The sequence below is a fragment of the Limnobacter sp. G6BE5S genome (assembly GCF_058448965.1).
On record NZ_JBZFLM010000002.1, the window covers coordinates 139479 to 165294 of the forward strand.

General features: G+C 51.5%; 25 protein-coding genes. 15 read left to right on the plus strand and 10 right to left on the minus strand.

The window, feature by feature from the left end:
• Positions 1-24 precede the first annotated feature (24 nt).
• On the minus strand, positions 25-447 hold the full coding sequence (locus ACVL1J_RS03875) for a hypothetical protein (protein ID WP_341236683.1): 423 nt from the start codon (positions 445-447) through the stop codon (positions 25-27).
• A 133-nt stretch (positions 448-580) separates the two neighbouring features.
• On the opposite strand from ACVL1J_RS03875, the gene ACVL1J_RS03880 reads away from it, so the two are divergent.
• Positions 581-2086, plus strand: a complete 1506-nt coding sequence (locus ACVL1J_RS03880) for an amidase (protein ID WP_159568672.1) — start codon at positions 581-583, stop codon at positions 2084-2086.
• Here ACVL1J_RS03880 and ACVL1J_RS03885 read toward each other — a convergent pair.
• From ACVL1J_RS03885 to prpB, 5 genes are all read right to left on the minus strand, one after another.
• Entirely contained in the window at positions 2083-4818 is a 2736-nt protein-coding gene (locus ACVL1J_RS03885) for a phosphoenolpyruvate carboxylase (RefSeq protein WP_341236682.1), read from the minus strand. The two genes, ACVL1J_RS03880 and ACVL1J_RS03885, sit on opposite strands and share 4 nt — an antisense overlap.
• A 215-nt stretch (positions 4819-5033) precedes the next feature.
• Entirely contained in the window at positions 5034-6242 is a 1209-nt protein-coding gene (gene prpF / locus ACVL1J_RS03890) for a 2-methylaconitate cis-trans isomerase PrpF (RefSeq protein ID WP_341236681.1), read from the minus strand.
• On the minus strand, positions 6239-8857 hold the full coding sequence (gene acnD, locus ACVL1J_RS03895) for a Fe/S-dependent 2-methylisocitrate dehydratase AcnD (protein ID WP_341236680.1): 2619 nt from the start codon (positions 8855-8857) through the stop codon (positions 6239-6241). Before acnD ends, prpF begins: the two co-directional genes overlap by 4 nt.
• 2 nt (positions 8858-8859) lie before the next feature.
• The gene (gene prpC, locus ACVL1J_RS03900; protein WP_341236679.1) at positions 8860-10023 is read right to left on the minus strand and encodes a bifunctional 2-methylcitrate synthase/citrate synthase; all 1164 of its coding nucleotides are present in this window, start codon (positions 10021-10023) and stop codon (positions 8860-8862) included.
• A 58-nt stretch (positions 10024-10081) separates the two neighbouring features.
• Positions 10082-10963 (minus strand): methylisocitrate lyase, encoded by an 882-nt coding sequence (gene prpB, locus ACVL1J_RS03905; protein ID WP_341236678.1) that lies wholly within the window; start codon positions 10961-10963, stop codon positions 10082-10084.
• A gap of 194 nt (positions 10964-11157) precedes the next feature.
• Here prpB and prpR point away from each other — a divergent pair, with 194 nt between their 5' ends.
• The 5 genes from prpR to ACVL1J_RS03930 all read left to right on the plus strand — a co-directional run bounded on the left by prpR (position 11158) and on the right by ACVL1J_RS03930 (position 14922).
• Positions 11158-12753, plus strand: a complete 1596-nt coding sequence (prpR, locus tag ACVL1J_RS03910; RefSeq protein WP_341236677.1) for a propionate catabolism operon regulatory protein PrpR — start codon at positions 11158-11160, stop codon at positions 12751-12753.
• Positions 12754-12843: 90 nt separating this feature from the next.
• Positions 12844-13821: an ImmA/IrrE family metallo-endopeptidase gene (locus ACVL1J_RS03915; RefSeq protein WP_491665126.1), complete on the plus strand. Its 978-nt coding sequence runs from the start codon at positions 12844-12846 to the stop codon at positions 13819-13821.
• Between the two features lie 101 nt (positions 13822-13922).
• Complete coding sequence (gene arfB, locus ACVL1J_RS03920) at positions 13923-14330, plus strand: alternative ribosome rescue aminoacyl-tRNA hydrolase ArfB (RefSeq protein WP_341236675.1); 408 nt, start codon at positions 13923-13925, stop codon at positions 14328-14330.
• A 98-nt stretch (positions 14331-14428) separates the two neighbouring features.
• Positions 14429-14587 (plus strand): YqaE/Pmp3 family membrane protein, encoded by a 159-nt coding sequence (locus ACVL1J_RS03925; RefSeq protein ID WP_171099549.1) that lies wholly within the window; start codon positions 14429-14431, stop codon positions 14585-14587.
• Positions 14588-14700: 113 nt separating this feature from the next.
• Positions 14701-14922, plus strand: coding sequence for a hypothetical protein (locus ACVL1J_RS03930; protein WP_138518080.1), 222 nt, complete (start codon positions 14701-14703; stop codon positions 14920-14922).
• Between the two features lie 3 nt (positions 14923-14925).
• On the opposite strand, the gene rlmF is transcribed toward ACVL1J_RS03930, so the two are convergent.
• Positions 14926-15834 carry a 23S rRNA (adenine(1618)-N(6))-methyltransferase RlmF gene (gene rlmF, locus ACVL1J_RS03935; RefSeq protein WP_341236674.1) on the minus strand — a complete coding sequence of 303 codons (909 nt, stop codon included), beginning with the start codon at positions 15832-15834 and terminating at the stop codon, positions 14926-14928.
• Positions 15831-17843 (minus strand): AsmA family protein, encoded by a 2013-nt coding sequence (locus ACVL1J_RS03940; RefSeq protein ID WP_341236673.1) that lies wholly within the window; start codon positions 17841-17843, stop codon positions 15831-15833. The genes rlmF and ACVL1J_RS03940 overlap by 4 nt, the downstream gene beginning before the upstream one ends.
• A 160-nt stretch (positions 17844-18003) precedes the next feature.
• On the opposite strand from ACVL1J_RS03940, the gene ACVL1J_RS03945 reads away from it, so the two are divergent.
• From ACVL1J_RS03945 to ACVL1J_RS03955, 3 genes are read left to right on the plus strand one after another with little or no spacing between them, the layout of a single operon-like run.
• Positions 18004-18153 carry a hypothetical protein gene (locus ACVL1J_RS03945; RefSeq protein WP_201301405.1) on the plus strand — a complete coding sequence of 50 codons (150 nt, stop codon included), beginning with the start codon at positions 18004-18006 and terminating at the stop codon, positions 18151-18153.
• Between the two features lie 14 nt (positions 18154-18167).
• Positions 18168-18452: a DUF1330 domain-containing protein gene (locus ACVL1J_RS03950; protein WP_341236672.1), complete on the plus strand. Its 285-nt coding sequence runs from the start codon at positions 18168-18170 to the stop codon at positions 18450-18452.
• A 14-nt stretch (positions 18453-18466) separates the two neighbouring features.
• Positions 18467-19006, plus strand: coding sequence for a DUF924 family protein (locus tag ACVL1J_RS03955; protein WP_341236691.1), 540 nt, complete (start codon positions 18467-18469; stop codon positions 19004-19006).
• 20 nt (positions 19007-19026) lie between these two features.
• On the opposite strand, the gene ACVL1J_RS03960 is transcribed toward ACVL1J_RS03955, so the two are convergent.
• Positions 19027-20004, minus strand: a complete 978-nt coding sequence (locus ACVL1J_RS03960; protein WP_159568661.1) for an HpcH/HpaI aldolase/citrate lyase family protein — start codon at positions 20002-20004, stop codon at positions 19027-19029.
• Positions 20005-20076: 72 nt separating this feature from the next.
• Positions 20077-21063: a malate dehydrogenase gene (locus ACVL1J_RS03965; RefSeq protein WP_008248504.1), complete on the minus strand. Its 987-nt coding sequence runs from the start codon at positions 21061-21063 to the stop codon at positions 20077-20079.
• A 122-nt stretch (positions 21064-21185) separates the two neighbouring features.
• On the opposite strand from ACVL1J_RS03965, the gene ACVL1J_RS03970 reads away from it, so the two are divergent.
• The 6 genes from ACVL1J_RS03970 (at position 21186) to ACVL1J_RS03995 (ending at position 25810) form a co-directional block, all read left to right on the plus strand.
• Positions 21186-21953: a GntR family transcriptional regulator gene (locus ACVL1J_RS03970; RefSeq protein WP_491665178.1), complete on the plus strand. Its 768-nt coding sequence runs from the start codon at positions 21186-21188 to the stop codon at positions 21951-21953.
• A gap of 195 nt (positions 21954-22148) precedes the next feature.
• Positions 22149-22562 carry a succinate dehydrogenase, cytochrome b556 subunit gene (gene sdhC / locus ACVL1J_RS03975; RefSeq protein ID WP_138518073.1) on the plus strand — a complete coding sequence of 138 codons (414 nt, stop codon included), beginning with the start codon at positions 22149-22151 and terminating at the stop codon, positions 22560-22562.
• Positions 22562-22942, plus strand: a complete 381-nt coding sequence (gene sdhD / locus ACVL1J_RS03980; RefSeq protein WP_201301443.1) for a succinate dehydrogenase, hydrophobic membrane anchor protein — start codon at positions 22562-22564, stop codon at positions 22940-22942. The genes sdhC and sdhD overlap by 1 nt, the downstream gene beginning before the upstream one ends.
• 2 nt (positions 22943-22944) lie before the next feature.
• On the plus strand, positions 22945-24726 hold the full coding sequence (gene sdhA, locus ACVL1J_RS03985; RefSeq protein WP_159568658.1) for a succinate dehydrogenase flavoprotein subunit: 1782 nt from the start codon (positions 22945-22947) through the stop codon (positions 24724-24726).
• Positions 24727-24748: 22 nt separating this feature from the next.
• Complete coding sequence (locus ACVL1J_RS03990; protein WP_105029332.1) at positions 24749-25465, plus strand: succinate dehydrogenase iron-sulfur subunit; 717 nt, start codon at positions 24749-24751, stop codon at positions 25463-25465.
• A 72-nt stretch (positions 25466-25537) separates the two neighbouring features.
• Positions 25538-25810, plus strand: coding sequence for an FAD assembly factor SdhE (locus ACVL1J_RS03995; RefSeq protein WP_159568657.1), 273 nt, complete (start codon positions 25538-25540; stop codon positions 25808-25810).
• Positions 25811-25816: the final 6 nt, after the last annotated feature.

Consider the following 25816-nt stretch of genomic DNA (forward strand, 5'->3'; position numbering starts at 1 on the left):
AAAAGCCACCTTCGGGTGGCTTTTTTACGTTTGCTCCATTCGCTCTTTTCGGGGTCGTTGCGATTTTCTCGGTTTTCGGCTCACCTGTAAAAGAAGTTCTTTTAAAGTGGAATGAATCACATTGATTTCAGCAAGCTTGCCCAGCCTGCAAATATCCCTTTGGTTCGAGAATTTCACACGCATGTCGCAGTGGTCTTCTTCAAGAAACAGAATATTGGCCTTTGGAAAAGTTTGTTCGAGTGCGGTGAGTGCTCGCTCTTCGAACTCCTCCATAATATTCATGTCGCAGATCACCAGTTTTGCGTTTGAAATCTCGCTGATGTCAGAATCAAGGTTGCGCAACAAGTGAACATGTTCCTCCCCCAGACCACTCAGAAAACGTTGGTAAGCCATTGTTTTTATAGGGTAGTCGCTAAATACAACGCAAGCGAGTGCGAGTGTTTTCATTGAATGCAGCCATAAAAATTAAAATTTCCAATGCCTTATTGTTCCCGTTTGTAGTCGGGGTGTGTATTACCTGAGTGGGGTAAGATATTTGCTTGGATTCATGGACACCCCAGTTTTCGGAGACACGATAAAAATGGCAGGTTTCAAAGAATACGATCAGTTTGATGCACTTGGCCTTGCTGAGTTGATCAAAAAAGGCGAGGTAAGTGCTGCCGAGTTGCTCGAAGAGAGCATTGCCCGCACTGAGAAGGTAAATCCACGTATTAATGCCGTTATTCGGCCCATGTACGACATTGCACGCGCTCGAGCGAAAGAGGCTGTGGAAGGACCTTTTGCAGGTGTTCCATTCCTGCTGAAGGACCTGATTGCCAGCTACGCAGGCGTAGAGATGAGTTGTGGAAGCCGCTTCTACAAAGGCTTTGTGCCTTCCGAAGACTCGGAGTATGTAAAGCGCTTTAAACAGGCAGGTTTGAACATTTTTGGCAAAACCGCAACACCGGAATTTGGGATTACACCCTCGACCGAGCCTGAGCTCACGGGTGCTTGCCGCAACCCCTGGGACCCACTTCGTAGCCCTGGCGGTTCCAGTGGGGGTTCATCTGCCGCAGTGGCGGCGGGAATCGTGCCCATGGCCAGTGCAAGTGACGGTGGTGGTTCAATTCGTGTGCCAGCTTCATGCACAGGTTTGTTTGGGTTGAAACCCACCCGTGGGCGTGTGCCTTCTGGCCCGGATCAAGCCGATGGCTGGTTTGGATTTATCGCGGAACATGTGGTGTCGCGCACGGTACGGGATTCAGCACACATGCTCGATTGCCTGCAAGGCAATTACCCTGGCCAGTTGTTGCGCATTGCACCGCCTGCAAAAACATACGCCGCCGCAATTGAAGCAAAAACCAAAAAGCTGAAAATTGCCTATTCACTTGACCCCGCGCTGGGCGAAACCTTGCACAGTGATTGCCAACAAGGTGTGCTTGAAACCGTCAAGCTGCTAGAAAGCCTGGGCCATGCTTGTGAAGAGGTTCGCCTGCCGATTAACAAAGAGGAATTTATTTACGCCTACACCGTGTTGGTGTGTTCTGAAATGGCAGCCACCTTGAAAGAAGGTGAGCGCGTGTTGGGGCGTAAAGGCAAGGCGGCTGATTTTGAAGCACGCACCTGGGCTTTGATGAAGCTCGGCCGCAGTTTCAATGGTGGCGATGTGGCCAATGCAGTGTGGACCATGGCCCAGTTTTCACGGCAATGGATGACCTTCTTTGAGCCCTACGATGCATTGCTCACCAGCACACTGGGTGAGTTGCCTATTTCGGTGGGTGGATTACGCCCAACATCCCAGGAAATGCTCGAGTTAAAGGCACTCAGCTACTTGCCAATCGGCTTTATAGCCAAGCAAAAAGATTTTGTTCTGAAGGCAGGTCGTCGCTTGTATCAATATTGCTCGCAAACCATGCCCGCCAACGTAACAGGCCAACCCTCAATGAGTGTGCCTTTGCATTGGAACGCGCAAAACATTCCAGTGGGCATGATGTTCACCGGACGGTTTGGTGAAGAAAATGTATTGCTGAACCTGGCCGCCCAGTTAGAGCAGGCCAAGCCATGGGCAGGCCAACGCCCGCCCATTTATGCGGGCAATGCCGCTTAACCAAAACGGTTGGCACTGGCGATGGCCTGCATGGACATCACAATGGGCTCGACCAGTTTTTCCTGAATCTCGGGGCCTGCCTGTTGGTGGGCCTTGAGCAGACCAATTTGCATGGCATGCGCAGCTTGAGTCAGCGGTTTTTTCACAGCCATTATTTCTGCATCCACTGGGTTGTGGTCCATCAGGTTGGGCGTTTGCTTGATGGTTAGTATCAGGTTTTTTGTCAATTCATATTCATTCTTGATACTCTCGAAAACAGCTTGTGATTGAGTCGGTGCCAATTCCGCATAGCGTTGGGCAATTTGCATGTCCGCCTTTTGCATGGCGGTGGCGGTGCGGTCAACAAAACTTTTGAAGAATGGCCATTCTTTGTACATGGTTTGCAGTTGCTCTGTGCGTTGCGCTGTTGTGGTGCTGCCGTCCGCTTGGTCGATGAAGTTTTTCAGTGCGGTACCCGTCCCGAAAAATGCAGGCATTGCGCTTCCCGATTGATACCAGGCACCCACCCACGGTATGGCCCTGAGTTTGTCAAGTTTGAGCCCTCCATCTGCTGTGTTTGCACGTGAAGCAGGGCGGCTGCCCGCATTGGATTTGCCCACAAATTCAATGGGTGTGCTGCGTTGAAAAAAGTGGGGAAGCTCGGGGTTGGAGTACAGGCTTGCGTAACTGTTGCGTGCGTGGTCCGCAAGCTTTCCCATGGTGTCTGCATATTTTTCAATTTGCTGATCGGTGCCCGTTGCCATGGTTTCAAGCGTCGAGCTGACCATGTCTGCAAGGTTGGCCTGCGACATTGTTTTGGTGCCGAATTTCGCAGGCACCTCTTCACCTTGTTCTGTTTGCCGCATGCCGGTTAACAGGCTGGCCCCATTGGTGGATTTGATTTCCTGTGAATAAGAGTCACCTGAACCCCGGGCCTCGGTGCCGCCTCGGCCATGAAATACATGCAGATTCACGCCGGTTTGCCTGGCCACTTCAAGCATTTTGGCTGTTCCTTCATAGACTGCCCAACTGGAGGCCAAAGGGCCATCCAAGCGATTGCTGTCTGAGTAGCCCACCATGATTTGTTGCTGGTTTCCACTGGCTTGAAGCGCTTGTCGATACCAAGAGTGACTCAGCATGCTGTTCAAAATTGCAGGGCCGTTGTGCAGGTCGTCAACAGTTTCGATCAATGGCACCACGTTCATTTTGATGCCGTGATCATCAGCCAGGCCAGCATGTTTTAAAAGCAACATCACCTCAAGCATATCGCTCATGGTTTCAGTGTTTGCTGTGATGCAGTTTTTCAACGTCTGCGGTCCGTAACTGTCATGAATGGTTTTGTAGCTTTTAATCAATGCAATTTCACGATCGAATTCCGCATTGTCACTTTGACCGTCGATGGGCTTGTCACTTAAGGCAGCCTTGTTGGTGTTCATGAGCAGGCTGCTCAGTAGCGTCTGTTTTTCATTTTCCCCCAAGGATTCATAATTGGCTGGTCCTCCCGATCTTCTCAACAATTCTCCGACCGTTTTTTCATTCATCGCACTGTTTTGCCGAATGTCAGTGCTGGCACCGTGAAAGCCAATGCTGTCGGCATCCAGTTGAAGTAAATCAAGTTTTCCGCGAACAGTGTTTTGTTCTTCCACGCTTAACTGGTCAATATTCAAACTCGACAAGTCGTTCAGCAATTCATTTGCATTCAGATACAAGTCGCCGTGAATGGGCAACGGCCCGTCGCCTACCAAATGCTCTCGAGTTCGGGTTAGTTTTTCACGAATTTGAACAAGGGCCTCGGCATGTCCGGCTTTGCACAGCAAATTGCAAAGGCTGCCAGTTTGGGCATTTTTCTCTTTGCCTGTTTTTTGTTCAAAGTATTCAAATGCAGCCGTGCTGAGGGTTTTGACCACATCTTTGAGTACCTTGGCATCAATGTTTGGATTTCCATCCCGATCACCCCCAACCCAGTTTCCCGCTTCAACAAGAGGTTTCGACAATTTCAGTTTCTCGGGCAATGCAGAGAGTTGTTGGTTGATCTGTTTGTGAATGGTGCGTCCCGAACTGTGCAGGTGCCTGATATTGGAGGAGAACTGGTTTGCTTCGTCCTGCACGGTGGGCTTTAACTCGCGCACGCCCTGAATGTCCCAAAGTTCACGACAAACTTTCGCGTTTCCCTGTGGGGTCGCAATGTCATCTAGCTGAGAAAGAACAATTTCGCTAGCCTGAGGTTTGTTGAAATTGGTCGGATGTGCAGTAAATACAGGTGAAATTTTCGTGTTCGATAGTCTTTGTACGATTGATTCTCCCCGGCTTGCCGTGTTTTTGATCAAGGAATTCAAGCCGTGCACCAGCGATTGTTTCACCGGTGCATCCTCAGCCTTTAGGTGTCTTTCCGCGGTACTCAGAATCATCAATTGGCTATTCAAATATTTCAATGCGCTGACAATCGCTTCAGGATCATTTTTGTTGCCCTGAATGAATTCCTCGACTTGCGAATGCAGTTGCTCGAAATCGGGTTCAGTGGTTTCAATTTGCTCAGCCAATCCGCCAGCTTCTGAGAATTTGCTGGGAGACAAACTTTTTTGTAACTGCATCTTCAAGTTTGTATGCGTATTCTGGCGAATGTCTTTGAGCTTGCTGGCCAAGGGGCCCACGATCTTGGTCGATGCCGAGCCTGAGCCGCTTCTTCGCAAGGCGTTACTGGCTGTAGACATCGCGATTTGAGCGCCGCTGTGACTCGTGATTGCTCGAAACATGGTGAAGACTCCATTGAATTTTTTGGAGTCATGAGGATAATTAGAGTGAGGTTACGTAATCAGATAGAGGGGTAGGCGGAGGTAAGCGCTTGCTCACCATTTTGCGTATTGCTACTGTTGGAGAGATATTGAACTCGCACTTCAGTTTTCGACGCTGTAGCGAAAAAAACTGAAGTGCATTTCGTGGTCAACCTAAATGGCTTGGTTCCATTTAATTAAAAAGTATCGCTGGGTACACGCACCCAACCTTCCATCAATACCCGTGCACTGCGGCTCATAATCGCTTTTTTCACAGCCCACTGACCGTTTTCAATCGCGGCCTGCGCACCCACGCGCAAAGTGCCGCTGGGGTGACCAAAGCGAACAGCTTCACGTTGGCTGCCACCTGCGGCAAGGTTCACCAGTGTGCCGGGAATGGCTGCTGCAGTGCCAATGGCCACGGCAGCCGTACCCATCATGGCATGGTGAAGCTTGCCCATACTCATGGCGCGCACCAGCAAATCAATGCCTTCTGCTTGAACCACTTTGCCGCTTGAGCTGGTGTAAGTTTTGGGCGGTGCTACAAAAGCCACTTTGGGTGTGTGCTGTCGCTTGGCTGCTTCATCCACGTGTTTGATCAATCCCATTTTTACAGCGCCGTGGGCACGAATGGTTTCGAACATGGCCAAGGCTTTTGGGTCGCTGTTGATGGCGTCTTGCAATTCGCAACCGGTGTAGCCAATGCTGTCGGCATTCACAAAAATGGTGGGAATGCCGGCATTGATCATGGTGGCTTTTAATGTGCCCACGCCGGGTACATCCAGTTCATCCACCAAATTGCCGGTGGGGAACATGCTGCTGCCAGCACCGTCTTCACCTTCATCTGCTGGATCCAGAAATTCAAGTTGAACTTCCGCTGCTGGAAAGGTAACGCCATCGAGCTCGAAGTCGCCAGTTTCTTGAACCAAGCCGTCGGTGATCGGTACATGCGCAATGATGGTTTTGCCGATATTGGCTTGCCAAATGCGTACCACGCAAGTGCCGTTGTGAGGCACGCGCGCGGAGTCAACCAAACCGCTGGCCACCGCGAATGAACCCACTGCCGAGGACAGGTTGCCGCAGTTGCCGCTCCAGTCCACAAAGGCTTTGTCGATACTGACTTGGCCGAACAGGTAATCTACATCGCGGTCGACCTTGCTGCTTTTGCTCAAAATCACGGTTTTGCTGGTGCTCGAAGTAGCGCCACCCATGCCGTCGATCTGCTTGCCATAAGGGTCGGGGCTGCCAATAACGCGCAACAACAATTTGTCGCGCGCTTCCCCCGCTTGCTGGCATGCCTCGGGCAGGTCTTGCAACCTGAAAAATACACCCTTGCTGGTGCCACCGCGCATGTAGGTGGCGGCCACTTTCAGTTGCTGGGTGGGCTTAATTGAATTGTCCGTCATGCTGCAGTGCCTTCCAGAAAGTCTTGCGCGAAGCGTTGCAACACGCCACCAGCTTCATAAATGGAAACTTCTTCAGCGGTGTCCAATCGGCAGGTCACCGGGAATTCCACACGTTCGCCATTCTTGCGGGTCATCACCACAGTCAGGGTTGCACGTGGGCTGCGCTCACCCACCACTTCAAACACTTCCGTGCCGTCGATGTTGTAGGTGTGGCGTGTGTCACCTGCCTTGAATTCCAGGGGCAGGGTGCCCATGCCAATCAGGTTGGTGCGGTGAATGCGCTCAAAGCCCTCAGCAATAATCGCTTCTACACCAGCCAGGCGAACGCCCTTGGCGGCCCAATCGCGTGAAGAACCCTGGCCGTAGTCGGCACCCGCAACAATAATCAGCGGTTGACCACGGTCCATGTAGGTTTCAATGGCTTCCCACATGCGTGTTACCTGACCTTCGGGTTCAATGCGGGCCAGCGAGCCTTGCACCGTGTTGCCCGCTTCATCTTTCACCATTTCGTTGTACAACTTGGGGTTTGCGAACGTCGCGCGCTGCGCTGTCAAGTGATCGCCGCGGTGCGTGGCATAGCTGTTGAAGTCTTCTTCGGGCAAACCCATTTTGTGCAGGTATTCACCCGCAGCGCTCTTCATCATGATCGCGTTTGAAGGGCTTAGGTGGTCAGTTGTAATGTTGTCACCCAGCACCGCCAGCGGGCGCATGTTTTTCAGCGTGCGTGGTCGTGCAGCCAAAGCGCCTTGGCCTTCGGTGTCCCAATAGGGTGGGCGGCGAATGTAGGTGCTCTGTGGGCGCCAGTCGTACAGTGGGCTTTCTGCCTCTTCAATTGCGCCCAAGTCAAACATGGGAATGTAGATTTCACGGAACTGTGAAGGCTTGACGAATTGCTTCACGATGGCATCAATTTCTTCGTCTGAAGGCCACAGGTCGATCAGGCGAATTTCCTTGCCATCGACCACGCCGAGTACATCCTGCTCAATGTCAAAGCGGATGGTGCCTGCAATGGCATAAGCCACCACCAAAGGGGGCGAAGCCAAAAATGCCTGCTTCGCATACGGGTGAATGCGACCATCGAAGTTGCGGTTGCCACTCAAGACAGCAGTGGCGTACAAATCGCGATCAATGATTTCTTGCTGAATCACGGGATCCAAAGCACCACTCATGCCGTTGCAGGTGGTGCAGGCAAACGCCACAATGCCAAAGCCCAACTTTTCAAGATCGCTTAAAAGCCCTGATTCTTTCAGATACAACTCGGCCACTTTCGAGCCGGGTGCAAATGAAGATTTAACCCAAGGCTTGCGTACCAGGCCCATTTCATTGGCTTTGCGTGCCAACAGCGCGGCTGCCACCACGTTGCGTGGGTTGCTGGTGTTGGTGCAACTGGTAATGGCGGCGATAATCACAGCGCCATCGGGCATCAGGCCGTTTGCCTCTTCCTCGCGGGCCTTGTCCAGATTCACTGCAATGCCTTTTGCCGCCAAATCACTGGTGGCCACGCGCGCATGCGGGTTGGAAGGGCCAGCCATGCTGCGCACCACCTTGCTCAAATCAAAGCTCAGTACGCGTTCATATTCAGCGCCCACCATTTTGCTGGCCCACAGGCCGGTGTGCTTGGCGTATTGTTCCACCAGCTTCACTTGCTCGTCTTCACGGCCAGTCAACTTCAGGTAGTCAATGGTTTGCTCGTCGATGTAGAACATCGCCGCGGTGGCACCGTATTCTGGTGTCATGTTCGAAATCGTGGCGCGGTCGCCGATGCTCAGGCTATTCGCGCCTTCACCGAAAAACTCCAGGTAAGCACCCACCACGCGTTCCTTGCGCAAAAATGCGGTCAGTTCCAGCACGATGTCGGTGGCGGTAATGCCGGGCTGGCGCTTGCCAGTCAGTTCCACACCCACGATGTCGGGCAGGCGCATCATCGACGCACGGCCCAGCATCACGGTTTCTGCTTCAAGACCACCCACGCCAATCGAGATCACGCCCAGCGCATCCACGTGTGGCGTGTGGCTGTCCGTGCCCACACAGGTGTCGGGGAAAGCAACGCCTTCGCGAACCTGCACCACCGGCGACATTTTTTCCAGATTGATCTGGTGCATGATGCCGTTGCCCGCTGGAATCACGTCCACATTCTTGAATGCGGTTTTGGTCCAGTTGATGAAGTGGAAACGGTCTTCGTTGCGGCGTTCTTCGATGTCGCGGTTTTTCTGAAATGCATCGGGATCAAATCCACCACATTCCACAGCCAGTGAATGGTCCACAATCAATTGCGTGGGCACCACCGGGTTGACCAGGGATGGGTCGCCACCTTGGTCGGCAATCGCATTGCGCAGGCCAGCCAAGTCCACCAAAGCCGTTTGGCCCAGAATGTCGTGGCACACCACGCGCGCAGGGTACCAGGGAAAGTCCAGGTCGCGCTTGCGGTAAATGAATTGTTTTAGGCTCTCGGTGAGTGCGCTGGGTTCACAGCGGCGCACCAGTTGCTCGGCCAACACCTTGCTGGTGTAGGGCAGTTTGTCCCAAGCACCAGGCTCGATCGCATCAACAGCCGCCTGGGTGTCGAAGAAATCAAGCTGGGTGCCGGGCAGGTTCTTTCTGAATTGTGTGTTCATGCTTATTTGCGATCCTTGATGGCTACAAATTTCTGGTCTTCCGGGCCCGTGTAATTGGCGCTTGGGCGAATGATCTTGCCGTCAATGCGTTGTTCAATTACGTGGGCGCTCCAGCCGGAAGTGCGGGCAATTACAAACAGCGGGGTGAACATGGCAGTGGGCACGCCCATCATGTGGTAGCTCACCGCGCTGAACCAGTCCAGGTTCGGGAACATTTTTTTGATTTCCCACATTGTGCTTTCCAGGCGTTCGGCGATGTTGTACATCTTCATGTTGTTCTGTTCTTTGGACAAATCCTCTGCCACTTTCTTGATCACCACGTTGCGGGGGTCGCTCACGGTGTACACCGGGTGACCAAAACCAATCACCACTTCTTTGCGTTCAACACGGGCGCGAATGTCGGCCTCGGCTTCATCTGGATTGTCGTAGCGCTTCTGGATTTCGAAGGCCACCTCGTTGGCGCCACCGTGCTTGGGGCCACGCAGGGCACCAATGCCGCCACAAATGGCGGAATACATATCCGATCCTGTACCCGCCACCACGCGGCTGGTGAAGGTAGAGGCATTGAATTCGTGCTCTGCGTACAGAATCAGTGAGGTGTGCATGGCGCTAACCCAGCTGTCGCGCGGTTTTTCGCCGTGCAGCAGGTGCAGGAAGTGGCCGCCGATTGAATCATCGTCGGTTTCTACTTCAATGCGCTTGCCGTTGTGGCTGTAGTGGTACCAGTACAGCAACATTGAACCCAGCGAAGCCATCAGCTTGTCGGCAATGTCACGCGCACCAGGGTGGTTGTGGTCGTCTTTCTCGGGTTGCAGGCAGCCCAGCACGGAAACACCTGTGCGCATCACGTCCATGGGGTGTGCTGAAGGGGGCAGGGCTTCCAAAGCCTGTTTCACGCCTGCAGGAATACCACGCAAGGCTTTCAGTTTCAGTTTGTAGCCAGCCAGTTCAGCTGTTGTAGGCAGTTTGCCATGCACCAGCAGGTAAGCAATTTCTTCGAATTCGGTGGTGGTGGCCAGGTCCAGAATGTCGTAACCGCGGTAAGCCAAATCGTTACCTGTGCGGCCAACCGTACACAGGGCAGTGTTGCCAGCGGCGGTACCGGAAAGGGCTACAGATTTCTTCGGCTTGAAGCCAGGGGTTGTTGTTGTTTGTTGCTCAGACATTGCTGTCTCCTGTCAAATTAAATGTTTTATAACAATTGTTTATTGTGTTTTATTAAAGTTATTTCTGCTTAAATAAGGCGTCCAGTTTCTGCTCAAAATCGTGGTAGCCAATGCTGTCATACAGCTCCATGCGAGTTTGCATGGTGTCTAAAACATTCTTTTGCGTGCCGTCGCGGCGAACAGCCTCATACACATTCTGTGCGGCTTTGTTCATCGCGCGGAAAGCGCTCAAGGGGTACAGCACCAAGCCCACGCCCACACCTTTCAATTCTTCGGTGGTAAACAGGGGTGTAGAACCAAACTCAGTGATATTGGCCAGCACGGGCACTTTCACGGCGTCGACAAACTGTCGGTACATGCTCAGTTCAGTCATGGCTTCGGGGAAAATCATGTCGGCACCGGCTTCAACGCAAGCGCAGGCCCGGTCGATTGCTGACTGCAAACCTTCCACGGCCAGCGCATCAGTGCGGGCCATGATCACAAAATCATCTGAACCGCGAGCATCCACTGCCGCTTTGATGCGATCAACCATTTCAGCCTGGGTCACAATGGCTTTGCCTGGGCGGTGGCCACAGCGCTTGGCGCCCACTTGGTCTTCAATGTGCATGGCTGCTGCGCCAGCTTTCATCATTGCCTTGGTGGTACGGGCAATGTTGAAGGCCGATGATCCAAAACCAGTGTCGACGTCGACCAGCAGTGGGGTGTCGCACACATCAGTAATGCGGCGCACGTCGGTCAACACATCATCCAGGCCTGAAATGCCAAGGTCGGGCAGGCCGAGCGACCCAGCCGCCACACCACCACCACTCAGGTAAATGGCTTTGAAACCAGCACGTTTGGCCAGCAAGGCGTGGTTGGCGTTGATCGCGCCGATTACTTGCAACGGTTGTTCTTCTTTTACGGCCTGACGAAAACGGGCGCCAGCTGAATTTTGAGTCATGGTGTTCTCCTTGTTGTATGTTTTTTGTGGTGCAGGGTTCGTGCCAGTTTCAATAAAAATAAAAAATATCTTTTTTTAACAATTGTTTAAGAGATTAATCTAATCAATATTGTGAAAATTTGCCTATTCATTTGAAACACTTTTGTGTAAGATGAAACGCAAATATGTTTCAAATGGTAAAGAAGGTGTTTTAAATGAAACCCAGAATCGTGGTGTTCAGCATCAGTGCCCTGGCAGGCACATTGCGCGAAATTGCGCGCGATTACACCAGTTCAGCCAATATTGAACTGGTGCCCAAAGCCTATGAAGACGCTTTGGCCTACGCCCGAAATCGCTATTACACCGACACGGCCGACGTGTTTATTGCGGCTGGTTCAAATGCAGCCTTCCTTCAGAATCAGCTCGAAGCGCCCTTGGTCATTATTCGTACCGATGGTTTTGATGTGATGCAAGCCTTGGCCTCAGCCAGAAAAGCGTCTTCGGCAGTCGGTTTGGTCAGCTATGAACATTCCTTCGACGAACTGGAGCAGTTTGCCCGAGCCTTTGATGTTCCCCTCAGTACACGCACCTATCGAACCCCCGAAGACGCCCGCCGCGCTGTGCGCGAACTGGCACAACTCGGCGTTCAGGTGGTGGTTGGGTCTGGCCTGGTGACTGAAATTGCCCAGGAAATGGGTATGGATGCCATTCTGATTTATTCTCGCCAAGGGGTGGTCAAGGCCTTTGATGAGGCCACTCGTTTGGCCAGCGCCAAAGCCACTGGCGGTGTGCGGCGCAATAGCCAGGCCTATACCTTTCACACCGAACAGGATTTGATTGGCAGCAGCGCAGCCGTGCAAAGGCTTCGAAGCACCATTCGCTTGTGTGGCAGCATTGATTTTTCTGTTCTTATTCAAGGTGAAACAGGGGTGGGCAAAGAACTGGTGGCCCAATCCATTCACACTGCCAGCCCCCGGGCGGGCAAGCCTTTTGTGGCCATTAACTGCGCATCGCTCACTGAAAGCCTGCTGGAAAGCGAGCTGTTTGGTTATGAGGAGGGCGCGTTTTCAGGGGCCGTGAAAGGTGGGCGTGCCGGCATGTTTGAAAGCGCGCAAGGCGGCACCGTGTTTCTCGATGAAATTGGCGACATGCCGCTGGCCTTTCAAACCCGCTTGTTGCGTATTCTGGAAGATGGCACAGTACGCCGAATCGGTTCAGCCTCTTCGCGAAAAGTCGATTTCAGGCTGCTGGCTGCCAGCAATGTAAACTTGCAGCAAGCTGTTGAAGAAGGGCGCTTTCGTGAAGACTTGTATTTCCGCTTGAATGAAATGTTGATCCAGATCCCACCGCTGCGTGAGCGCACCGAGGACATTGGCGAATTGGCAGGTTACTTTCTGCGAACCACCCCTGTGCGGGTCAGCAAATCAAGATTTGATGAGTTTTTAAACGCAGCGTTGCCCGTACTTCAAACTTTGCCTTGGCCGGGCAATATTCGGCAGTTAAAAAATGTGTGCCGCAGGGCCGCCGTGTTAATGCTTCAAGAAAGTGATCTTTCATCCTGGCGAGCCTGGTTTCCGGACTTGATCACCGCGACCCCGACCCCGACCCCGATATCAATACCGACATTGCCCGATATGCCTTCAGAATCTTTCGACAATATGAATGCGCTGGCCTTGGCTTATAGCAGGGCACCCAAGCAGGAACGGGCGACTATCGTTCGAAAAGCCTTGGCGTTAGCTGGAGGTCAAGTGAATAAAGTGGCAACAGGATTGGGCATAAGCAGATCAACCGTGTGGCGTTTAGGTAACTAACGCACATTTCACTGGTCGACTTGCCGAAAATATAGATCTTCTAGTTCCTTAAAGTTTTTTGTGCTATCTTTTTTTAAGTCATTGATTTTTTTGGAATCGATTATGGTTGATGCTTCGCTTTCTTTGATTAAAAAAAGTCGTAAATCCTTTGAGAATCCCTATGCACACCTCGACGGTGAAGGTGGTTTTGACGGGATTGCAAACTCGCCAGATTATTTGCTTGCAACTTCAAATGAGATTTCTAAAAGTCGTGCGTTGTTGCAAGATCCTTATGCTTATCTGGACGAACATGGGGATTTTAGTGCTCTTTCAGCACAACCTAAAGTCGAGCTAGCTGAGTCGCTTCATTCTAAGTTGCCAAGTACTGATGCTCTTTTCGGGGGCGCGATCAAAATTAATGGTTTGAAACAACCTCTCAAATCAGCGACAGAGCTACACAAGGAAATTTGGTTAAGGCGTGATCAAATTTGGGGTAACAATATTCCTAACGATCCTGTGGATTTACTAGATCCAGAGGTTGCACTTTCGTTGATTGGATATCAATTTGAATTGTGTGAAACTCTTGGTCAGTATCCGGGTGGTCGAGTTGAAGTTGCTGGAATGATCGACTCCCAGTCGAAAACCGTTTGCGTATCGCGGCAGTTTCCCCGGCATGTGAGACGGTTTACCACTGCGCATGAACTCGGGCATGCGCTTCTGCATGAGACTGGTAGGCTTCACAGAGATCGAGCTTTAGATGGTGGCTCTGTCGCCCGTGACAAGGTAGAGCGTGAAGCAGATAAATTTGCTTGCTACTTTTTGATGCCGGAGCGGTTAGTCAAATCGAGGTTTACAGAGAATTTTAACTGTGAGCTTTTTACCATAAACGAACAAACTTCTTTTGCATTAAATCAATCTGATTTGGGTGGTTTTTATAGAAAATTTGCTGACTGTCATGCATTAGCACGCGCTCTTGCTGCGGCAGACAGGTTTGATGGCAAGCAGATTAAATCTCTGGCTGATCAGTTTGGTGTGTCCATCGAGGCAATGGCAATTAGACTGGAGGAGCTGAATCTTCTTGATTGTTGATTCCGTAGTTTTTTGGATCTAGTGGCTTTGTGTTGGCTAGAGAACAACGAGACAAAGCCCATATTCGATACTGCTGATTAAAGATCTGATAGCCTAATTGCATGTCGTATGCTCCCCCCATCCTCTCGGAATCCGATGTTGAGTTCACTGCCATTCGAGCCCAGGGTGCGGGCGGTCAGAACGTCAACAAAGTGTCCAGTGCCGTTCATTTGCGTTTTGATATTCGTTCATCGTCTTTGCCCGAATTCATCAAGGAAAAGCTGCTTGCCTTGCAAGACCAGCGTGTGACCAAAGACGGTGTCATTGTCATCAAGGCTCAAACTACGCGCAGTCAGGAGCAAAATCGTGTGGACGCCCTTGCAAGGCTGAACGAGCTGATTGCTGAGGTCGCCAAACCAGTCAAGGCTCGCCGCGAAACTCGCCCAACCTTGGGTTCGAAGCGCCGCAGGCTCGAAGGCAAAAGCATTCGCGGCCAAGTGAAGGCATTGAGAGGAAAGATAAAAGAATAAATGCCATGTCCACGATCGATTTGATTTTGCGTTACTCTTTGAAGCGTCGCTTAACCCTGGCAGTAATTATTCAACCTTTTCTATTTTCAGGAGTTTAAATGGATCTCATCCGAATTCTTATCGCGATCTTGTTGCCGCCACTGGGTGTATTTTTACAAGAAGGTTTGGGCAAGCATTTCTGGATCAACATTATCTTGACCCTGCTGGGCTATATTCCAGGCATTGTTCACGCCGTGTACATCATTGCTAAAAAGTAGTGTGGGCAGGGTCACCCAGCAAAGGGGTGATTCGCTTTACAAATTATTTTGTATGCCGTTCCCGTCCGAAGTCCGTTAATACCCACACATCGACAACAATTCAGGAAAACAAGATGCAAGCCACGAAACTGATTGGAATTCTATTGATTGTTGCAGGCACTTTGGGCTTGGCCTACGGAGGCTTTAGCTACACCGAAGAATCCACCGCAGCAAAAATCGGTTCACTCGAAATTACAGTGGATCAGGAAAAGGAAGTGAACGTCCCCATGTGGGCTGGCGTCGGCGCAATTGTCGCCGGGGCCTTCCTGCTGCTAGTGGGTGGCCGCCGCCGCTAATAGCTATGCAAAAGACCACGCCACAATGCGCGTGGTCTTGTTGCCTTGTTCCATTTCAACTTCAAGAATATCGCGCGCACCCACGTTGCGCATGTGCCATTTTGCTTGAGGCACATTTTCTGCCTTTGACACCAGCGTGGTAAACCACCTGCACTGTTTGCCAAATTGCGCACTCTCATTGATCATGGTTTGTAGAAAACCAATTTCCCCACCTTCGCACCACAATTCGTTTTTTTGTCCACCAAAGTTCAAACCTGCGGGCGCTTTCGAACCTGGTTTTTCGCCACGGTTGAAGGCAAGGCTATTTACTTTGCGTTGATTGCTTTTCATGGCCTCTTTTTGCGAGCCGTGAAATGGTGGGTTACACACACTCAGGTCGAATCGTTCCCCTGGCTTGATCACACCCTCAAATATTTTCCGCTTGTCGCGTTGCAGCCGCAAATCAATCAAACGTTTCAAGTCATCATTTTTGTCCAGCACCGCAGCAAGATTCTTTAAGCTCACCATTTCAATTTCGCTGCCGGTGCAGTGCCAGCCATATGCCTTTGCCGCCAGCAAAGAATAAATTCCGTTAGCGCCTGTGCCAATATCCAGCATCTTCACCTGCCTTGAATCCGTTGCCTTGATTCCACAGCTCGAGAGCAAATCCGCCGCGTAGTGAATGTAATCCACCCGGCCTGGAATGGGCGGGCACAAATAACCCTCCGGTACGTTCCACCCAACGATATCGTAATGGTGGTTCAGCAGCGCACAATTGAGCGCTTTGACGGCGGCAGGCAATGCAAAATCAATGGAGTCTCGACCATGATTATTGGGCTTCACATGTTTTTTCAGGGCAGGGTAAGTCAACACCAGGGCGTCAAAATCGTACCCGTCTCTGTGCGCATTGTTGGGGTGAAGTGTTTTGGTCAATTTTTTTCTCGCTGAGCTTTGCTGCGTGCTGCCAAATCATAGCAACCTGTTTTGTTGGAATTCTCGACAGAATCCGGGGAGCCGGTATCCACAAAAGGAATCAATGCCGCAAATGGGTTTAGCAGCGACAGCAACACGGCACCCGCTACCTTGCCCGCTAGCGGTCCTTTCTCAAGAGACACATCGGGCGAACCCATGGTGCCAGTAATCAGCAAAGGCGTACGCAAGCTAACCGGGCTGAAGTCCTTTGGGGTGACAACAACCCTCAAATTCAAGGCTTCTGTTTTCATTGAAATGCTGCCATTCACCCACATCGCTGAGTCTTGTGTATCGATCACAAATACCTTGGGTTGTAGCACACCATTGTTTGCGTCCAGGTCAGCAAACGCACAGGTCATTTGCAACACATCATCGCCCCGAAACCAAACACCAAGCGCCTCGGCAGCATCCAGGCCAGCCGCTTCAACAATCAAATGCGACATGGTGCCGTTGCGCACCTGCGTTCGCACATTGCCAGCCAGGCTCCCCAGTATTTCTGCAGTCGAGCGGCCTTGTCCCTTCAATTTGGCCGCACCGTTCATGGTGCCCGTTACATAAGGCGGCTCATTTCCAGCTCTGGGTATATTCAGCCATTGCTCAAGCTGTACATCGGCCCATTTCAAGTCCACGTCCCAAACAGCGATATCTTCTCGCCCATCCAATTGCAACGCACCTGTAAGTTGGCCCTTTGCGGTTTTTGCTTCAATGTCTGAAATGGTCAAAACGCCCTCAGTCACCGCCAAATGTGCCCTCAATGGCCGAAGTGGCTTCAATATCTCGCTGCCCAAATCCAGATTGTCGATGTCAATTCGCACATCAGCATCCATCGCTCTCAGGGAAGGAAGATCGAAGGGTTTGTCCGGTAGCACCTTGCCACTGGGTGCGGCGGTCTTGCTCTGTTTTTCCACAGTCGCCCCCACGGTTGGACCCAAGTCAGCCAGTACCAGCGAAGGCCCTTTGAGTTCTCCTGTCAGCAGGGGTTGTTTTTTATCGCCTTCATACAAAAAATTGCCGTTTAAGCGACTGTTGCCAATCGTTGCGTTGCTGACATTGACTTGCCAATTGCTTGCGTCACGAACCAGGCTGCCTTCCGTGCGAAAGGCCGGCGTGTTTGGCAAAGTCACTCCAAGTGCCTGGCCTGCGGCGGCCAATGAAGAGCCGCTCACGGCAAACTGGCCAGAAAGCTGCTGCATGCCCAGTGCATCGGCTGCTTTTCCCTTGAAGTCCAATCGGGCTCTGCCCAAAGACACATTCAATTCAACGGGTATAGGCTCTGCTTGTTTGGCAACCCAAGGCAACACACCTGTTGATTTCAGTTTGATGTCCAGCTTCTTGCCTTGATACAAACCCTGCGCTGCTACTGTCAGGGCATCGGCTCCCACATCTCCTTCCTGCAAATTCAAGGTCGCATCCACATCAAGATCAAAAAGTTCATCTCGATACTTCACGAGGCCTTGCTCAATTGCCAACAAACCAAACTCAGGGGCGAGGGCGGGTGTTGAGTCCGGTTCGTTTTTAGCGAACTGCCATGAGGCTCGCCCGTCTTTCAGACGCTCGAAATTGCCATCCAGCGATTTGGCTGTGAGCGATTTGATTCTCAGTGCGGATTCCGGTGCGTTGAGCCACTTGATGAGGTCCCGATAGCGCAGCCCAAGGGACACATTTTCCGCACGAATCATGAAAGGTGAATCGCTCCAGACAGGAGAGGCCACTTCAAAATGGTTCAGGTTCAGGCGAACACCACCAATCAGCCTGAGTTTAAACTGAGGGTTGTTTTCATCTTGCTGCGTCAGTTGAATATTTCTTTCAAGTGTCTTGCTCAGCCACTGCTCGGCAGGTTTGGCTAAAAATGGCCATCCCATCAGTTCAAATACGCCAACAGCCAAAACAAGCAAGGCAAGCGCAGCCCATGCCACCAGTCGAAAAGGCTTTTGCTGATAAAGCTGTTTGGTAATCGGAGTTTTTTTCAACTGTTGTCCCTGATTCTTTGGTGCAAGAATTGTGTTGCTGTTTCGTACTTCCTGCTGTGGTTAACGCATACTAACGAGAAGCAGTCAACTTAAGTGGGTTGTACCCGTTATACGGAATATCAAAATTCGATTGGTTTCTTTTATTCAGGAAGTATGAAACATGAAAACACTGTTTTCCATGATGGCATTGATGTTCGCTTTGAGCAGTTGTGCAGTGTACACCCCAGCCGGTTCAGTGGTGGTTGATCCAGGCGGTCATGGCGGTGGTGGTCATTGCCCTCCTGGTCAAGCCAAGAAAGGCAACTGTTAATAAGTGGTTGCCCAATGAGCGCTTACGTTGTGGGTCAAATCAAGATTCTTGATCCACTCAAGTGGCAGCAGTACCGGGACCAGGTGCCCGGTACTCTCGTTGCCTGGAATGCCGAATTGGTTTTTCGCGGGGTCAAGGCGTCTGATCTGGCCCTTCAAAATCCGTACACCGATATTGTTGTTATTCGCTTTCCAGACCTCGACGCGGCGCATGGCTGGTTTCAGTCGGATGCCTATCAGGCCCTGATTCCCCTGCGAGAGGCCGCTGCACAGGTGTTGTTGACTTCTTATGAGGCTTGAGTCAGTTGCTTGAAATGCAATTCACCGAAGTATTGAAGTTCTGGTTTGAAGACATCGAGCCCAAAGCTTGGTGGTCTGCCAATCCCTTGTTTGACGAACAAATTCGAATCAGGTTCGGGTCTCAACTTTCTAAAGCAGCCCAAGGGGAATGCTACACATGGCGCATTTCCGCGAAAGGTCGTCTTGCAGAAATCATTGTGCTGGATCAGTTTTCTCGCAATGTGCATCGCAACACCCCAATGGCTTTTGCTCAAGACCCCATGGCGCTTGCCCTGGCCCAAGAGGCGGTAGCCAAAGGCGTGTTAAACGAGTTTGATCCCACCGAAAGGGCATTTTTGTTGCTGCCTTACATGCACAGTGAATCAAAAGTCATTCACGTTCAGGCAGAGCATTTGTATCGGGAATGGGCACCTGAAAACAACTACAACTTCGAGCGTCGACACAAAGCAATTATCGATCGGTTTGGGCGTTATCCGCACCGAAACTCCATTCTTGGTCGGGATTCCACCGATGAGGAACTGGAGTTCCTCACGCAGCCGGGGTCAAGTTTTTAACCGAACACGGGCGCGCTTTTCTAGCCTCCGCGATTTGATCTCGCATTCAACACCTCAAAGAAGTACCGGTAACTCGCCCTGTCGTGCAGTTCCCCTTTGATTTGAATTGGTCCCCAATCTGCTTTTTGCGCTTCAGTCAACACCAAAACTGCCTCTTCCACTTCGGAATCTGTGGGCAGCATGGCCGACACAATGTGCACAATTTGTTCAGGGTGAATGCTCCACATGCGCGTAAAGCCGAAATCTCGTTTCGCGCGCTGTGCATCTTCAGCAGCCATCTCAGGTTGGCGAATATTGCGGGTCACATTGTGTGAAGGCACCTTGCCGAATCGGTGGCAGGCAGCAGAAATTTCAAGCTTGGCGCGGCGCACCAAGGGGTTTTCAAACTGACCAGGCGAATTCAGTGCAGTTTTGGGAATTGCACTGCGATGACTTGAAATAAAGTCCATGATGCCAAATGAAAGCGATTCCACCTCCTCAAGTCCTGCAATATTGTGTACCGCGGCCAATGCGCCATGGGTTTCAATCAAGACGTGCAAGGGCGGGGGTTCAACACCCGCTTTGGCGCATTGTTCGCGAATGCGGATGATTGCCAGTTTCACGTCATTGAAGTTTTCAGGCTTTGGCAACATCAAGTAGGCGGGCAATGGGACACCTTCACGCAACACAATTGGCAATTCCAGCTCGAACGCGGGGTCCTGAACCGGGTGCAGTCGAAGGCCAGGCCTGCGCGTTTCGCTGCCATATCTCGCGGAGAAATCAACAAGGCTTTGTGCCGCCCAAGTTGCAATTTCTGTAACCTGACCAACAACCGCACCGTCCTCCAGATCAAGCGTGATATCGAAGCAGGCGCCAATTTCCGCACGAATTTGCAAGGCCTTCTCAAAGTATTTCGGTCGGCCTGCGTAGTGGTCGCACACTGGCAAGTTCACCCGTGCATGGTCTTCGCTGTACAAAATGGTGGAAATGTTCGCCAAATCCAGGTTGTGCTTTTTCACGCGATATTCCTCGGTTGCAAATAAAAAAAGCCAGCATCTCTGCTGGCCTTTTTATCACGAATTGCCTGTGAATTACTTGCCCAGCAAGTGCTTCACGCCTTCGCGTTCTTCCATCAGTTCGTTCAGGGTAATGTTGATGCGCTCTTGGCTGAATGCATCAATTTCCAGACCCTTCACAATTTCAAACTTGCCATTGGCGCAAGTCACAGGGAAGCCGAATTGTGTGCCTTCAGGAATTCCATAGGAACCATCAGAAGGGATACCCATGGTCACCCACTTGCCGTTGGTGCCCAATACCCAGTCGCGTACGTGGTCAATTGCAGCATTGGCAGCTGAAGCGGCTGACGACAAACCACGTGCTTCAATAATGGCCGCACCACGCTTGCCCACTGTTGGCAAGAAAGTGTTGGCGTTCCATTCCTGGTCGTTGATCATGTCTTTTACAGATGCACCGTCGATTGTTGCAAAACGGTAATCGGCGTACATCGTGGGCGAGTGGTTGCCCCACACAGCCAACTTCTCAATGGAGGCAACTGGCTTGCCGGTTTTGGCGGCAACCTGGCTCAATGCGCGGTTGTGGTCCAGGCGCAGCATGGAAGTAAAGCAATTTGGGTCCAGATCGGGAGCAGATTGCTGTGCAATGTAGGCGTTGGTGTTGGCAGGGTTGCCTACAACAAGTACCTTCACTGTTGGCTTGGCGTTGTCGTTCAGTGCTTTGCCCTGAACGGTGAAAATTGCACCGTTGGCTTCCAGCAGGTCTTTGCGCTCCATGCCTTTGCTGCGTGGGCGTGCGCCAACCAGCAAAGCAACGTCAACGTCTTTGAACGCTGTCGCGGGGTCATCAGTGATCACCACACCTTGCAGCAATGGGAATGCACAGTCTTCCAGTTCCATGACCACACCTTTCACTGCGGGCAGGGCGGGGGTAATGTCCAGCAACTGCAAAATCACGGGCTGGTCTTTGCCCAGCATGTCGCCATTGGCGATACGGAACAACAAGCTGTAGCCAATTTGGCCGGCAGCGCCTGTAACGGCAACTCGCATTGCGGGTTTGGTCATGTCAAACACTCCAAAGGATTAAAAATCGAAGGCCATAGTTTAGCGCCAAACACTGACACCTTGTTGACTAACTTGGTGGATTAGAGGGGTTTAACTTTTAAAAGTCATCTATAAGATATAAGATACACAATAATCCTAAAAAAACAAGATCGAGACACAATTTGCAATCCGTTAATCCTACGTTCAGCCCGCTTTATCAGCAAATTAAAGGTTTGCTGTTGAAAAGCCTTCAAGATGGCGAATGGAAGCCGGGTGAGCTCATTCCGTCCGAAACCGAGCTTGCCACACGCTACGGAGTAAGCCAGGGCACCGTGCGCAAAGCCATTGACGAGCTAGCCGCCGAGAATCTGGTTGACCGCAAGCAGGGTCGGGGTACTTTTGTTGCCACGCACAATGAAGCGAAATCCGAGTACCGTTTTTTGCGTCTTGCCGCCGACGAAGAACCCGGGGTCAAGCCCAAATCCACCTACTTGTCGGTAGAGCGTGTACGCGCCAGTTCACAAATTGCCAAATTGCTTGATATCAAACCCAGCGACTCCGTGTTTGTGGTCAAGCGTGTAATGCGTTTCGATGGCGTGCCCCGTATTTTTGATGAAATCTGGCTTCCTGCTTCTCAATACAAAGGTCTCACTCTCGAGCGCCTTCAGCAATGGAATTCCACCCTCTATGGTTTTCTTGAAAGCAGCTTCAATGTGCGCATGTTGCGCGCCAACGAGCACATCAAGGCCGTGAGTGCGCAGCAGGAGCACGCCGATATTCTGCAGGTCGGGGTAGGCACCCCTTTGCTGCTGGTCGAGCGCCTTTCAATGACGTATGCTGACAAACCAGTGGAGCTTCGTCGAGGTTGGTATTTGACCGACAAGTTTTCATACAGGAATGAATTGTATTGAATTGATACAAGTCTTTTGCGGGCAAAAGAATGCATTTGGACCTCTTAGCGCTCAAAATCAAAAATATCCCGCTTTTAGCGTTTGCTGATTTGGTTCAAAATATATCGTTGTCCGATATTGGTTTTTCTAAAGGATTCAAGCCGAAAGGCTTTGGGTTTTGGCCCGTTTTCCAATCACTTTTATAAGAACACGAGCATGTCAAACACTGTTGCGAAGAAACGTCCGGAGTACCGGAACATACATGTCACACAAATTCTGAAGTACAGGCTGCCTTTGGCGGGCAAGCTGTCGATTTTGCACCGCGTCAGTGGCGCTGTGCTGTTTCTGGCACTTCCTGTCATTCTTCTGCCGCTTTTCGACAAAAGCATCACCTCTGAACTCACTTTCCTTGAAATGCAATCGCTGGTCAGCAGCCCATTGGTCAAAATTGTGTTGTTGGGCTTGATCTGGTCGTATTTGCATCACTTCGCTGCTGGTATCCGTTACCTGGCGCTTGATGTTCACATGGGCACTGAAAAATACGCCGCCAGCAAAAGCGCCGGTATCGTATTTGCAGTCAGCCTGAGCCTGACCGCCCTGTTTGGCCTGAAACTGTTCGGAGTGTTTTAATCATGGGTAACAATATTGGTTCAAAGCGCCTTGTGGTCGGCGCGCACTACGGTCTGAAAGAATGGGTGGCGCAGCGCATCACGGCGGTCATCATGGCGGTATACACCATTGGCCTGTTCCTGGCTGTGTTGTTCACCCCCGATCTTGATTACGTGAAGTGGGTTGGTTTCTTCAACTTCACCGTGCTGTCGTTCCCCTTGGGCAAAATTCTCGCACTGCTGGCCATCTTGTCCCTGTGCTACCACGCCTACATTGGTATTCGCGACATCTGGATGGACTACGTCAAGCCCACCGGTATTCGTCTCTCATTGCAAGTTTTTACAGCGTTGTGGTTGCTTGGTGCAGCCGGCTACGCTGCTGACATTCTCTGGAGGGTCTAAAAGTGACTGCAGTTAAAACTTCCCTTCCTCGTCGCAAATTCGACGCGGTGATTGTAGGTGCGGGTGGCGCGGGTATGCGCTGTTCGCTCCAGTTGGCAGAGGCTGGTCTGAATGTAGCCGTGCTGTCCAAGGTATTCCCCACACGCTCACACACTGTGGCAGCGCAGGGCGGTATCGGTGCATCGCTGGGCAATATGTCCGATGACAGCTGGTACTGGCACATGTTCGACACTGTAAAGGGTTCCGATTACCTGGGTGACCAGGACGCGATCGAATTCATGTGTCGTGAAGCCCCCAAGGTTGTTTACGAACTCGAACACTTTGGCATGCCTTTTGATCGCAACCCGGATGGCACTATTTACCAGCGCCCATTTGGCGGTCACACAGCCAACTTTGGTGAAAAGCCGGTTCAGCGCGCTTGTGCTGCAGCCGACCGCACAGGCCATGCCTTGTTGCACACCCTGTATCAGCGCAATGTACGCGCGCGCACCCAGTTTTTCGTCGAGTGGATGGCGCTTGACATCATTCGCGACGCCGACGGCGACGTGGTGGGCGTAACCGCGCTTGAAATGGAAACCGGCGAAATGATGGTTTTGGAAGCCAAAACCACGGTGTTCGCTACCGGTGGCGCAGGCCGTATCTGGGATGCATCCACCAACGCCTTCATTAACACAGGCGATGGCATGGGCATGGCAGCACGCGCTGGCATTCCCCTGGAAGACATGGAATTCTGGCAGTTCCACCCCACAGGTGTGGCCGGTGCCGGTGTTCTGGTAACAGAAGGCGTTCGCGGCGAAGGCGGTATTCTGTTGAACAGCGAAGGCGAGCGTTTCATGGAACGTTATGCGCCTACCTTGAAAGATTTGGCTCCACGCGACTTCGTGTCTCGCTCCATGGACCAGGAAATCAAGGAAGGTCGCGGCTGTGGCCCCAACAAAGATTATGTATTGCTGAAGCTCGATCACTTGGGCGCTGACACGATCATGAAGCGTTTGCCCTCGATTCGCGAGATCGCAATCAAGTTCGCCAACGTCGATCCAATCAAAGAGCCAATTCCTGTTGTGCCAACCATCCATTATCAAATGGGCGGTATTCCAACCAATGTGTATGGTCAGGTTGTTGCGCCCAAAGTACCGGGTGGCGCCAGCGAAATCATCAATGGCATGTACGCCATTGGCGAGTGTGCGTGCGTGTCCGTTCATGGCGCAAACCGCTTGGGCACCAACTCATTGCTCGACTTGATCGTCTTTGGCCGCGCTGCAGGCAATCACATTGTGAACAGCAATCTGAAAGCCCGCAGTCACAAAGAGTTGCCAGCCGATGGCACTGATTTGACCATGGCGCGTGTCGACAAACTGATGACCTCGACCAGCGGTGAAAACGTGCGTGTAGTGGCCGATTCGATCCGCAAGGGCATGCAGTACCACTGTGGCGTATTCCGTACCACCCAGCTGATGAACGAAGGCGTGACAAAAATTGTTGATCTGGCAGCACAAGCGGATCACATTCACTTGAAAGACAAATCCAAAGTGTTCAACACCGCGTTGGTTGAAGCGCTGGAACTGGCCAACCTGCAGGAAACAGCAAAGGCCACCATGGTTTCAGCAGCAGCCCGCGAAGAAAGCCGTGGTGCGCACGCACACAGCGATTTTCCTGAGCGCGATGATGACAAGTGGATGCGTCACAGCCTGTGGTATTCCGAGGGCAACCGCCTGGACTACAAGCCAGTGAACTTGAAGCCAATGACAGTTGAAACCTTCCAGCCTAAAAAGCGGACGTTCTAATCAAGGTTACGAGGTACAGAAAATGAGTGAAAAAAGAATCGTACGTTTCGAAATTTATCGCTACGACCCCGACACCGGCGAAGCACCGAAAATGCAAAAGCTGGAAGTTGAGTTGGAGCCCACCGACAAAATGTTGCTCGATGCACTGATGCGCATCAAGAGCGATGTTGATGAATCACTGGCCTATCGCCGCTCATGCCGTGAAGGTGTGTGTGGGTCTGACGCCATGAACATCAACGGCAAAAATGGCTTGGCTTGTATCACGAACCTGCGCGACCTAAAGCAGCCGATCGTACTGAAACCGCTGCCAGGTCTTCCCGTGGTGCGCGACTTGATCGTGGACATGACCCAGTTTTTCAAGCAGTACCATTCCATCAAGCCATATTTGGTGAACGACACGCCTCCCCCTGAAAAGGAACGCCTGCAATCACCTGAAGAACGCGAAGAGCTGGATGGTCTGTACGAATGTATTTTGTGCGCCTGCTGTTCAACCAGCTGCCCGTCTTTCTGGTGGAATCCCGATAAATTCGTGGGGCCGGCCGGTTTGTTGCAAGCTTACCGTTTCATTGCTGACAGCCGCGATCAAACCACTGGCGAGCGTTTGGACAACCTGGAAGATCCTTACCGATTGTTCCGTTGCCACACCATCATGAACTGTGTGGACGTTTGTCCAAAGGGCTTGAACCCCACGAAAGCAATCGGCAAGATCAAGGAACTGATGGTGCGTCGCGCCGTCTAGAATCCTTGTTCGGATTTTTTTATTCAAATCGGGGTTGTGCACTGCAAAACCCCGTTTTCTTTGTTGTAGTTTATGGCTAATCAGAGTCATCAGGCGGATCCAACTCAACGTGCCCGTTTACGCTGGCGCGCCCGTAGAGGCCTATTGGAAAACGACCTGATAATCGAACGATTTTTCGACAAGCATGAAATGGAGTTAACCGATGACGACGTACAGGCTTTGACTGTGCTGTTTGAAGAGGTTGATAACGTGCTGCTTGACCTGTTCCTAGGCCGAAAAGAGCTGGAAGGTAGTTTGGATACGCCCGATGTGCGCAGGGTTGTCCAGATGATGCGAGAACTTTAATTTCAA

Bases quoted from the DNA above. Each gene is read 5' to 3' on its own strand.
- ACVL1J_RS03875 (WP_341236683.1), bottom strand. From the start codon at position 447: ATGAAAACACTCGCACTCGCTTGCGTTGTATTTAGCGACTACCCTATA.
- ACVL1J_RS03995 (WP_159568657.1), top strand. From the start codon at position 25,538: ATGGCTAATCAGAGTCATCAGGCGGATCCAACTCAACGTGCCCGTTTA.
- ACVL1J_RS03885 (WP_341236682.1), bottom strand. From the start codon at position 4,818: ATGTTTCGAGCAATCACGAGTCACAGCGGCGCTCAAATCGCGATGTCT.
- ACVL1J_RS03950 (WP_341236672.1), top strand. From the start codon at position 18,168: ATGAGCGCTTACGTTGTGGGTCAAATCAAGATTCTTGATCCACTCAAG.
- prpF (WP_341236681.1), bottom strand. From the start codon at position 6,242: ATGACGGACAATTCAATTAAGCCCACCCAGCAACTGAAAGTGGCCGCC.
- ACVL1J_RS03965 (WP_008248504.1), bottom strand. From the start codon at position 21,063: ATGACCAAACCCGCAATGCGAGTTGCCGTTACAGGCGCTGCCGGCCAA.
- ACVL1J_RS03880 (WP_159568672.1), top strand. From the start codon at position 581: ATGGCAGGTTTCAAAGAATACGATCAGTTTGATGCACTTGGCCTTGCT.
- sdhC (WP_138518073.1), top strand. From the start codon at position 22,149: ATGTCAAACACTGTTGCGAAGAAACGTCCGGAGTACCGGAACATACAT.
- acnD (WP_341236680.1), bottom strand. From the start codon at position 8,857: ATGAACACACAATTCAGAAAGAACCTGCCCGGCACCCAGCTTGATTTC.
- ACVL1J_RS03990 (WP_105029332.1), top strand. From the start codon at position 24,749: ATGAGTGAAAAAAGAATCGTACGTTTCGAAATTTATCGCTACGACCCC.
- ACVL1J_RS03955 (WP_341236691.1), top strand. From the start codon at position 18,467: ATGCAATTCACCGAAGTATTGAAGTTCTGGTTTGAAGACATCGAGCCC.
- ACVL1J_RS03945 (WP_201301405.1), top strand. From the start codon at position 18,004: ATGAAAACACTGTTTTCCATGATGGCATTGATGTTCGCTTTGAGCAGT.
- ACVL1J_RS03930 (WP_138518080.1), top strand. From the start codon at position 14,701: ATGCAAGCCACGAAACTGATTGGAATTCTATTGATTGTTGCAGGCACT.
- ACVL1J_RS03925 (WP_171099549.1), top strand. From the start codon at position 14,429: ATGGATCTCATCCGAATTCTTATCGCGATCTTGTTGCCGCCACTGGGT.
- prpC (WP_341236679.1), bottom strand. From the start codon at position 10,023: ATGTCTGAGCAACAAACAACAACAACCCCTGGCTTCAAGCCGAAGAAA.
- prpB (WP_341236678.1), bottom strand. From the start codon at position 10,963: ATGACTCAAAATTCAGCTGGCGCCCGTTTTCGTCAGGCCGTAAAAGAA.
- arfB (WP_341236675.1), top strand. From the start codon at position 13,923: ATGTCGTATGCTCCCCCCATCCTCTCGGAATCCGATGTTGAGTTCACT.
- prpR (WP_341236677.1), top strand. From the start codon at position 11,158: ATGAAACCCAGAATCGTGGTGTTCAGCATCAGTGCCCTGGCAGGCACA.